Below are 10,060 nucleotides of genomic sequence, written 5' to 3'. Positions count from 1 at the left end.
TGGGGCTGCTGACTCCGGCATTGCTGCAGGCGCTGCCGGAGCGCGTGTTCGGCATCATGCGCAACGACACGCTGCTGCGATTTCCGTTCTTCACCTTCATGGGCCTGATCCTGGAACGGTCCGGTATGGCCGAGGATCTGCTCGACACCATCGGGCAGCTGTTCGGTCCGATTCGTGGCGGTCTGGCCTATGCGGTGATCTTCGTCGGCGCGCTGCTGGCGGCGACTACCGGCGTGGTCGCGGCTTCGGTGATCTCCATGGGCCTGATCTCGCTGCCGATCATGCTGCGCTACGGCTATGACCGCCGGGTCGCCTCGGGCGTCATCGCGGCATCGGGCACGCTGGCCCAGATCATCCCGCCGTCGCTGGTGCTGATCGTCCTGGCTGACCAGCTCGGCCGGTCGGTCGGCGACATGTATGCCGGCGCGCTGATCCCCGGTCTGGTGCTGACCGCGCTCTATGCCGGCTATATCCTGCTGACCAGCATCGTCAAGCCGGAGATGGTGCCGGCCCTGCCGCCGGAAGCCCGCACGTTGCGTGGCGGCAAGCTGCTGCTGCGCGTGATCACCTCGCTGGTGCCGCCGCTGGTGCTGATCTTCCTGGTGCTGGGCACGATCTTCATCGGCATCGCCACCCCGACGGAGGGCGGCGCCATGGGTGCCGCCGGCGCCATCCTGCTGGCGCTGGCCAAGCGCCAGCTGAGCTGGAACCTGATGCGCCAGGCGATGGACTCGACCGCCAAGCTGTCGTCCTTCGTGGTCTTCATCCTGATCGGCTCGACCGTGTTCGGTCTGGTGTTCCGCGCCGTGAACGGCGACCTGTGGGTGGAGCATCTGCTGATCGGCCTGCCGGGCGGCGAGCTGGGCTTCCTGATTGTCTGCAACATCCTGGTCTTCGTCCTGGCCTTCTTCCTCGATTTCTTCGAGCTGGCCTTCATCATCGTCCCTCTGCTGGGGCCGGTGGCGGACAAGCTGGGCATCGACCTGATCTGGTTCGGCGTGCTGCTGGGCGTCAACATGCAGACCAGCTTCATGCACCCGCCCTTCGGCTTCGCGCTGTTCTTCCTGCGGTCGGTGGCGCCGAAGACGGACTATCTCGACAAGGTTACCGGCAAGAAGATCGGGAAGATCACCACCGGTCAGATCTATTGGGGTGCCGTGCCCTTCGTGATCATCCAGATCATCATGGTCGGTCTCGTCATCGGCTTCCCGCAGCTGGTCGATGCCGGCCGCGACAAGGGGCCGGCGATCAACCTGAACGACGTGAAGATCGAGATCCCGGCCTTCGACAACCAGGATGTGGCCCCGCCCTTCGGCGCTCCGGGCCAGCCGGAACAGAACCCGGCGGACGACATCATGAAGCAGCTTCAGGGCAAGTGACGGAACCGTCGCTGAGCCTGGACAGCAAAGGGGGGCCGGTTCGTCCGGCCCCCTTTCTTGTTGGTGCGTTTCCGGTCGGGAAAGGGTCAGCGTGTCGGCTTCGTTGCTCCGGCCCAGTTGGTCGGGGCGGCACCTGCAGGCAAAACCGCCCCGCCGTTGCCGAGCGATACCATGCGGTCGCTGCCGGCAACGGGTGGCAGTTCGGCGAACTGCTCCGCCGTCATGCCGGTGAGGATCACGGCCTGACGGTTACGGGCATAGCGGAGATTGTCGCTGGCGACCGTCACCTTGTGCTCGGTCGGGAAGCGGGGAGCTCCGACAGTGACGATCGCCTGTTCCACCCGGTTGGACGGCCCGATCACGAGATCGGTGACATTGCCGAGGATACGGCGGCCGTCCGGGGTCTGGACGGTCAGCCCGACCAGTTCTACCGGAGGCTCGGTCGCCACCTCCGCCGACGGGACACCGCCCATATCGGAGCTGGCGCAGGCACCCAGCGCCAGAACCGGCAGGAGAGCCAGGGCCGGCAGGGCGGGGAGGAGCGTGCGCGGGGAAAAGCGGCGATTGTCCATCGGTCTTGGCCCTTTTGCTGACGGCGCGGAAATATCCGCTTCCACAACAGCACGAGCGTGGCCGAATGTCCCCTGCGCCGACGGGGTGACCCCATCGCCCTCGGGAGACCTCCTTCGGACAGGTGAGGCAGATCAGGGGAAGATGTAGTCGTGGCCCGCTGTCAGCCCGACCTGATCAACGTCAGCAACGAGCCGTCAGCGAAGGTGAAGCCCGACGAGAAGCCGCTGGTGGTCAGCGACATCTGGGCCGCGGTGTAGCCATGGAACTCGATCTGGTCGATCCCCCTCTCGAAGTAATTGATGGTGTCGTGGCCGAAGCCGCCCGTGGCCTGCTCCATCAGGAAGCGGTCGATCTGGCCGTCGGTGTAGCTGACCATCGCATCGTCGCCGGTGCCGGGCCGGAACAGGTCGGCTCCGCCATCGCGATAGCTGTCGTACAGCGTGTCGTTGCCGGCACCGCCGATCATGGTGTCGTCGCCGCGCATTCCTTTCAGGATGTCGTCGCCGGTGCCGCCGTCCAGCCAGTCGTTGCCATCGCCGCCGAACAGCTGGTCGTTGCCGGCGTCGCCCCACATCGAGTCATTGCCGGCCTCGTTGCCGCCATAGGGATCGCCGAGCCAGTCGTTGCCGTCCCCGCCATGCAGCTGGTCGTTGCCCAGCCCGCCGATCAGCGAATCGTTCCCCCGTTCGCCAAACAGCTGATCGTTGCCGCCGCCACCGTCGATGCGGTCGTCGCCATCGAGACCGTCGAGACGGTCGTCAAAGGCCGTGCCGGTCATGGCGTCGTTGCTCGAAGTCCCCCAAAACTGGCGCATGGCGTCTCTCCATCAGTGCACGTTAACGTGCTGTTAACGATTAACCAGATGTTAACCATGGGTCCCGGGCGGTCGAAAAGCGATAAAGAGGCAATACAAAGGGAACCGGTCCACATGACACAGATAACTGAAACTTGATTGAATTAATGATCTGAACTGTTTCTTCATTCGTCGTTTTTGTGGCCGAAAGCGGCATTTTTCTGTGATGGAATGAAGATTTTCTCTCCCATATGGACAGGTTTTTGCTGGCGGAAGGGGGCAATGCCGACTGACGAAGGCGATGAGGAGGCGGTCAGGGCAGTAGACCACCAGCCAAAGGGTCGGTCGGAGCGGATCATCCGAAAGAGGATCGGCGGCGCGAACGCGCCTGGCGCTCTCCAAAATCGCTGAGCGCAGGCCCGGCGCAAAAAATAACCGGGCGTCCAAAGGATCGCCCGGTGCAGTCATATACAGGGAGGGTTAGAGACAAGAAGGTGTTTATACCCTTTGGCGGGGGTGTTGCGTTGATGTGGATCAACGAACAGCCCTGCGATGGCAAATCACCTTTTGCCAGTCGCTCGGTCAGCCGTGGCTGTGTCCATGGCCGCCGTAGAGGACGGCGGGATCGGTCTCGACCTCCTGGATCGTCTCCAGCCGCCCATTGCGCCAGGCGCGATAGAAGCAGCTGCGCCGGCCGGTGTGGCAGGCGACGCCGTCCTGCTCGACAATCAGCAGAAGGGTGTCGCCGTCGCAGTCCACCCGGAAGTCCTTCAGACGCTGAACCTGGGCCGGAGGTCTCGCCCTTGCGCCACAGACCGCCGCGCGACCGCGACCAGTAGCAGACCCGGCCGGTGGACAGCGTCTCCACCACCGCGTCGCGGTTCATCCAGGCCATCATCAGGATCTCGCCGGTGCCCTCGGCCTGGGCGATGGCGGGCACCAGCCCGTCGGCGGTGAAGCGGATGGAAGCCAGCACCTCTTCAAAGGTGGCGGACTCGATCGACGGAGCATCCGTCATGGCAAATCACTCCTTGCAGAACCGCCGGTCACAGGGCGGCCGCCATCCGGCGGAAGCCGGCTTCAAGATCGCGGATCAGGTCGTCGGGGCTTTCCAGCCCGGCATGCAGGCGCAACACCTGCCCCGGATCGGTCCAGCGGGTGGCGGAACGCACCGCCGCCGGCCGGGTCGGCAGGATCAGGCTTTCGAAGCCGCCCCAGCTGTAGCCCATGCCGAACAGCTCCATCCCGTCCAGCATCGCCGCCAGCGCCTTGCGCGGTACCTGATTTATGACGATGGAGAACAGGCCGCTGGAGCCGGTGAAGTCGCGCTTCCACAACTCGTGGCCGGGGAAGTCGGGGCGGGCGGGATGCAGCACCCGCGTCACCTCCGGCCGCGCGGCCAGCCAGTCGGCGAGCGCCAGCGCGCTTTCCTGATGCTGGCGCATGCGCACGGACAGGGTGCGCAGGCCGCGCAGGCCGAGATAGAGATCGTCCGGCCCGCCGCAGATGCCGAAGCGGGTGGCCGTCTTCTTCACCGCGGTCCAGCTCTCCTCGTCGCGGCAGGTGACGATGCCGAGCATCGCGTCGGCATGGCCGACCATGTATTTGGTCGCGGCATGGATCGACAGATCGACGCCGTGGTCGAAGGGGCGGAAGAACAGCGGAGTCGCCCAGGTGTTGTCGATCATCACCGTGGCGCCGACCTTCTTGGCCGCGGTGGCGATGGCCGGAACGTCCTGCACCTCGAAGGTCAGGGAACCCGGCGATTCGAGGAAGACCACGCTCGTGTTGGGCCGCAGCAGGGCCGAGATGCCGGCGCCGATGCAGGGATCGTAGAACTCCACCTCGACGCCGTAAGGGGCCAGGGTCTCCTTGGCGAAGCGGCGGGTCGGGCCATAGGCGCTGTCGGTGATCAGCACATGGTCGCCGGCCTTGGTGAAGGACGACAACGCAACAGCGATGGCGGCGAGGCCGGAGCCGGTGTTCACCGCCTTGTATCCACCTTCCAAGTCCGCTGCCGCCTGCTCGAAGGCGAAGGTGGTGGGCGTCCCCATGCGTCCGTAATGCACGCCTTCCAGCGTGTTCCGGTCGCTTTCCTCCAGCGCGTCCAGGGTCGGGAACAGCACGGTCGAACAATGATAGACCGGCGGATTGACAATGCCGTGGTTGTTCCGCGGATCGCGGCCGGCATGAACCAGAATCGTGTCCTTCGTGACGTCCTTCATCGACTGTCCGTTTGGCTGGAGCGGCAATCCGGCCCGTCCGATTCGACCGCTGCAAAGAGAACTCCCGGGCGGGCGGGGCGGGCACGGCCGAACATTGTGTCATCCCGGGCGGCTTGCCGCCATCGCGGATTGCGTGCAACCAGCGTGAATGGTTGGGATGTTCTGGTAACACCACCAATGCACAGAGGATTCGACAAGTCGGATCAAGTTGATACACTCTTGTCCCACGCGCATGGCTGCGTCGCGATCCTCACAGGACCGGTCCGGCGGGGATTGTCCCATCGGATCGCAAGGTGGATCAGAAGGCCGGCGTGGCCAGGCGCGTCATCAGACCGCTCAAATGCGAAGAACGCAAGAACAGGGTGGAGTTCATAATATGAAGTCAGGGTTCCTGGCCGCCGCCGCAGCGGCCGTGGTCGTTTCCGCCAGTGCCGTTGCCGGTGCCGCCACGCTCGACACCGTCAAGCAGCGCGGCTTCGTGCAGTGCGGCGTGAACGCCGGCCTTCCCGGTTTCGGCAACCCCGACAGCGCCGGCAACTGGACCGGCCTGGATGTCGATTACTGCCGTGCCGTCGCGGTCGCGATCTTCAACGACCCGAACAAGGTCAAGTTCACCCCGCTGTCCGCCCAGCAGCGCTTCCCGGCCATCCAGTCGGGCGAGGTCGACCTGCTGTCGCGCAACACCACCGCCACGCTGACCCGCGACACCTCGGTCGGCCTGAACTTCGCCCCCGTCACCTATTATGACGGTCAGGGCTTCATGGTTCCGAAGAAGCTGGGCGTGAAGAGCGCCAAGGAGCTGAACGGCGCCACCGTCTGCGTCCAGTCCGGCACCACGACCGAACTGAACCTCGCGGATTATTTCCGCGCCAACAACATGACCTACAACCCGGTCGTCATCGAGTCGAACGACGAGGTGAACGCCGCCTACTTCGCCGGCCGCTGCGACGTGCTGACCACCGACGTGTCCGGTCTGGCCGGCACCCGCGCCGGTGTCGCCCCGATTCCGGACGACCACGTCATCCTGCCGGAAGTCATCTCCAAGGAGCCGCTGGCCCCCGCCGTGCGCCATGGCGACGACCAGTGGTTCGACATCGTCAAGTGGACGGTCTATGCGACCATCCAGGCGGAGGAGTTCGGCATCACCTCCAAGAACGCCGACGAGTTCAACAGCTCGAAGAACCCGGACATCCAGCGCTTCCTCGGCACCTCGCCGGGCATGGGCAAGGCTCTGGGCCTCGACGAGAAGTGGGCCTACAACATCGTTAAGAAGGTCGGCAACTACGGCGAGATCTTCGACCGCAACGTCGGTCCGGGCACCCCGTTGAAGCTGGAACGCGGCCTGAACGCCCTGTGGACCAAGGGCGGCCTGATGTACGCCCAGCCGTTCCGGTAAGGCACGGCACCGTTTGAAGCGCCGCCTGCAGGCCTGTTGCCAGGGGCGGCCTTCCGGTTTTTTCGAGGAGCGGTCGCGAAGGGTGCCAGTGAAGCGCCCGCGCAGGGGACCGCATTGGGAGACATGTCGCATTCCCTACGGTGTGGGAAATGCCCGGAAGAACGTCCGGGACCGCGTGGGCACCGTGGGGGAGCGATGGTTGGGGGAGAGTAGTCCGTGGCGACCGAGACCCGGACCACCCAAGGCGCTCCGCCGCCGGGTGGCGTATCGTTTTCCCTCAGCGACCCGACGTTCCGTGCCATCGTCTACCAGATCCTGGTGGTCGGCGCGGTCGTCCTGGTCGGCTGGTTCCTGATTTCAAACACGCTCGACAACCTCGCGCGGCGCTCGATCGCGACCGGGTACCATTTCCTGGAGCGTGAAGCAGCCTTCGGCATCGGCGAGTCGCTGATCGACTATTCGCCGAAGGACACCTATGGCCGGGCCTTCCTGGTCGGCGTGCTGAACACGCTGAAGGTTTCGGTCATCGGCGTCATCCTGGCGACGATCATCGGCACGATCATCGGCGTCGCCCGCCTGTCCAGCAACTGGCTGATCGCCAGGCTGGCCTCGACCTATGTCGAAATCATCCGCAACATTCCGCCGCTGCTGCAGCTGTTCTTCTGGTACGCGCTGGTGTCGGACGGCCTGCCGCCGGTGCGGCAGGCGCTGAACCCGATTCCGGGCGTGTTCCTGTCGCAACGCGGCCTGCGCGTGCCGGTGCCGGAACCGAACCCGGTCTGGGCCAACATGGGCATCGCCCTGCTGGTCGCAATCGCCGCCGCTTGGGGCGTGTCGCGCTGGGCCCGGGCCCGGCAGGCGCGGACCGGGCAGCCGTTCCCCATGGGCTGGGCCGGGCTCGGCATCATCGTCGGCCTGCCGATCCTGACCTGGATCGCCGGCGGTGCACCGATGGCGCTGGACGTGCCGAAGCTGGCCGGCTTCAACTTCACCGGCGGTGTCGCCATCTCGCCGGAATTCTTCGCCATCCTGACCGGCCTGACGCTCTACACCGCGGCTTTCATCGCCGAGGTGGTGCGCAGCGGCATCAAAGCGGTCAACTGGGGCCAGACCGAGGCGGCCCGCGCGCTGGGATTGCCGAGCGGCCCGACGCTGCGCCTGGTGATCCTGCCGCAGGCGCTGCGCGTCATCGTCCCGCCTTTGACCAGCCAGTATCTGAACCTGACCAAGAACAGCTCGCTGGCGCTGGCCATCGGCTATCCCGATCTGGTGTCGATCGCCAACACGACGCTGAACCAGACCGGTCAGGCAATCGAAGGCGTGACGATGATCATGGGCACCTATCTGGTCATCAGCCTCAGCATCTCGATCTTCATGAACTGGTACAACAAGCGCATCGCGCTGGTGGAGCGGTAACGGCCATGACCGACAACGTGCAAAGCGTCGGCCTGCCGGACGAGCGTCCGCCGGCCAACACCGTCGGCCCGATCGCGTGGCTGCGGAACAATCTGTTCAACAGCTGGTACAACGCCATCCTGACCATTCTGGTCCTGGGCTTGCTGGCCACGGCGATTCCGCCCTTCGCCAATTGGCTGCTGATCCGCGCCCACGGATTCGATGCGACCTCCACGGTCTGCCGGCAGGATGCCAGCGGGGCCTGCTGGGGCTTCATCAGCGAAAAGCTGCGCTTCATCATGTTCGGCATGTTCCCGTGGGAACAGCAGTGGCGGCCGCTGGTAACCATCGGCATCTTCATCGCCCTGCTGGTCGCCAGCTGCGACCGCCGGTTCTGGAAGCCGTGGTTCGGGCTGGTGTGGGCCGTCGGGTTGGCGCTGGTGGCGATCCTGATGTGGGGCGGCGTCCTCGGACTGACCTATGTCGAGAACACGCTGTGGGGCGGCCTGCCGCTGACCATCATCCTGTCGGTGATCGGCCTTGCCGTGGCCTTCCCGCTGTCGATCCTGCTGGCATTGGGCCGGCGCTCGAACATGCCGGCGGTGAAGGTGCTGTGCGTCACCTACATCGAGCTGATCCGTGGCGTGCCGCTGATCAGTCTCCTGTTCATGGCGTCGGTGATGCTGCCGCTGTTCCTGCCCAACGGGGTGTCGATCGACAAGCTTCTGCGGGCGCAGATCGCCTTCATCATGTTCGCCGCCGCCTATATGGCCGAGGCGATCCGTGGCGGCCTGCAGGCGATCCCGAAGGGGCAGTATGAGGCGGCGGACGGGCTGGGGCTCAGCTATTGGCAGAAGATGCGCAAGATCATCCTGCCGCAGGCGCTGGCCATCGCCATCCCCCCGCTAGTGAACACCTTCATCAGCTTCTTCAAGGACACCTCGCTCGTCATCATCATCGGCCTGTACGATCTGCTCGGCACTGCAAAGGCCGCGCTGTCCGATCCGTCCTGGCGCGGTTTCTACCGCGAGGCCTATCTGTTCATCGGCGTGATCTACTGGATCTTCTGCTTCAGCATGTCGAAATACAGCCAGAAGCTCGAACGCGATCTCAATCGCGGCCACCGCCGCTAGATCCTCGCCGTCAAGGGAGACACGAGACCCATGTCCCAGGCCATGTCCCAGGGCACCAAGCCGAAGCACACCCTCAGCGGCGAGGAGATCATCCGCTGCGCGGGCGTCAACAAGTGGTACGGCGAGTTCCACGTCCTGAAGAACGTCAACCTCAGCGTCCAGAAGGGCGAACGCATCGTCGTCTGCGGCCCGTCGGGGTCGGGCAAGTCGACGATGATCCGCTGCCTGAACCGGCTTGAGGAGCATCAGAAGGGCACGATCGTCATCGACGGGATCGAGCTGACCAACAACCTGAAGAACATCGAACTGGTCCGCCGCGAAGTCGGCATGGTGTTCCAGCACTTCAACCTGTTCCCGCACCTGACCGTTCTGGAGAACTGCACGCTCGCTCCCATCTGGGTCCGCAAGATGCCGAAGGCGGAAGCGGAAGAGCGGGCGATGAGCTACCTGAAGCGGGTGCGAATCGCCGAACAGGCCAAGAAGTATCCCGGCCAGCTGTCGGGCGGCCAGCAGCAGCGCGTCGCCATCGCGCGGTCGCTGTGCATGAGCCCGAAGGTGATGCTGTTTGATGAGCCGACCTCGGCGCTCGACCCCGAAATGGTCAAGGAGGTGCTGGACGTCATGATCGGATTGGCCGAGGACGGCATGACCATGCTGTGCGTCACGCACGAGATGGGTTTCGCCAAGTCGGTCGCCGACCGCGTCATCTTCATGGACCGCGGCGAGATCGTCGAGCAGGACACGCCGGATGCCTTCTTCTCGAATCCGAAGTCGGACCGCACGCGCCTCTTCCTCAGCCAAATTCTAAACCACTGATCCGGGCGGTAGGCCGGCGCTTCCAACCGGCCTGCCATCCGGAAACAAAACACCTCGATTTAGGGTGCGCGGCGCAATGTCCTGTGGCGTCGCGCACCGGTTTGCGGTTCAATCGGTCGCCTGACGTGCTGTTCGACCGATCCGCTACCGGAGACCGAGGTTATGGACCTGCTCAGCCCCCGTCCCAGCGTTGGCCAGATCAAGCCGTACCGTCCCGCTCGCCCTCCACGCGACGGTCGCCGGTGGATCGACCTGTCGCTGACCCACAATCCGCTTGGCCCAAGCCCGCTGGCTCTGGATGCCTATTGCGAGGCGGCGAACCCCATCCATTGCTATCCCGAATGGGATCA

9 protein-coding genes and 2 pseudogenes are annotated in these 10,060 nt (G+C 64.7%); 6 read left to right on the top strand and 5 right to left on the bottom strand.

Annotated features, from left to right (window positions below):
- On the top strand, nucleotides 1-1,379 hold a 1,379-nt coding region (locus I71_RS05940), incomplete at its 5' end, for a TRAP transporter large permease subunit (protein WP_042692240.1).
- An 86-nt stretch (nucleotides 1,380-1,465) separates the two neighbouring features.
- Here I71_RS05940 and I71_RS05935 read toward each other — a convergent pair.
- The 5 genes and pseudogenes from I71_RS05935 to metC all read right to left on the bottom strand — a co-directional run bounded on the left by I71_RS05935 (nucleotide 1,466) and on the right by metC (nucleotide 4,970).
- Nucleotides 1,466-1,951: a PRC-barrel domain-containing protein gene (locus I71_RS05935; protein ID WP_042692234.1), complete on the bottom strand. Its 486-nt coding sequence runs from the start codon at nucleotides 1,949-1,951 to the stop codon at nucleotides 1,466-1,468.
- Nucleotides 1,952-2,112: 161 nt separating this feature from the next.
- Nucleotides 2,113-2,766, bottom strand: coding sequence for a calcium-binding protein (locus tag I71_RS05930; protein WP_244433663.1), 654 nt, complete (start codon nucleotides 2,764-2,766; stop codon nucleotides 2,113-2,115).
- Nucleotides 2,767-2,930: 164 nt separating this feature from the next.
- Nucleotides 2,931-3,104: a hypothetical protein gene (locus tag I71_RS38155; RefSeq protein ID WP_159107350.1), complete on the bottom strand. Its 174-nt coding sequence runs from the start codon at nucleotides 3,102-3,104 to the stop codon at nucleotides 2,931-2,933.
- 223 nt (nucleotides 3,105-3,327) lie between these two features.
- Nucleotides 3,328-3,763, bottom strand: a pseudogene (gene hisI / locus I71_RS05925) (phosphoribosyl-AMP cyclohydrolase).
- A 28-nt stretch (nucleotides 3,764-3,791) separates the two neighbouring features.
- Nucleotides 3,792-4,970 (bottom strand): cystathionine beta-lyase, encoded by a 1,179-nt coding sequence (metC, locus tag I71_RS05920; RefSeq protein ID WP_042692231.1) that lies wholly within the window; start codon nucleotides 4,968-4,970, stop codon nucleotides 3,792-3,794.
- A 376-nt stretch (nucleotides 4,971-5,346) separates the two neighbouring features.
- Here metC and I71_RS05915 point away from each other — a divergent pair, with 376 nt between their 5' ends.
- The 5 genes and pseudogenes from I71_RS05915 to I71_RS39120 all read left to right on the top strand — a co-directional run.
- On the top strand, nucleotides 5,347-6,366 hold the full coding sequence (locus tag I71_RS05915) for a transporter substrate-binding domain-containing protein (protein ID WP_042692226.1): 1,020 nt from the start codon (nucleotides 5,347-5,349) through the stop codon (nucleotides 6,364-6,366).
- A 216-nt stretch (nucleotides 6,367-6,582) separates the two neighbouring features.
- Complete coding sequence (locus I71_RS05910) at nucleotides 6,583-7,782, top strand: amino acid ABC transporter permease (RefSeq protein WP_042692222.1); 1,200 nt, start codon at nucleotides 6,583-6,585, stop codon at nucleotides 7,780-7,782.
- Between the two features lie 5 nt (nucleotides 7,783-7,787).
- On the top strand, nucleotides 7,788-8,894 hold the full coding sequence (locus I71_RS05905) for an amino acid ABC transporter permease (protein ID WP_042692219.1): 1,107 nt from the start codon (nucleotides 7,788-7,790) through the stop codon (nucleotides 8,892-8,894).
- Nucleotides 8,895-8,924: 30 nt separating this feature from the next.
- The gene (locus tag I71_RS05900) at nucleotides 8,925-9,710 is read left to right on the top strand and encodes an amino acid ABC transporter ATP-binding protein (RefSeq protein ID WP_042692217.1); all 786 of its coding nucleotides are present in this window, start codon (nucleotides 8,925-8,927) and stop codon (nucleotides 9,708-9,710) included.
- A gap of 162 nt (nucleotides 9,711-9,872) precedes the next feature.
- A pseudogene (locus I71_RS39120) lies at nucleotides 9,873-10,060 on the top strand (histidinol phosphate aminotransferase); the annotation flags it as partial.

The sequence above is a fragment of the Azospirillum sp. B506 genome (genome assembly GCF_000333595.1).
Lineage (GTDB): Bacteria > Pseudomonadota > Alphaproteobacteria > Azospirillales > Azospirillaceae > Azospirillum.
Note: the sequence above shows the minus strand (reverse complement) of the source record. Positions and strands in the feature narration are given on the sequence as shown.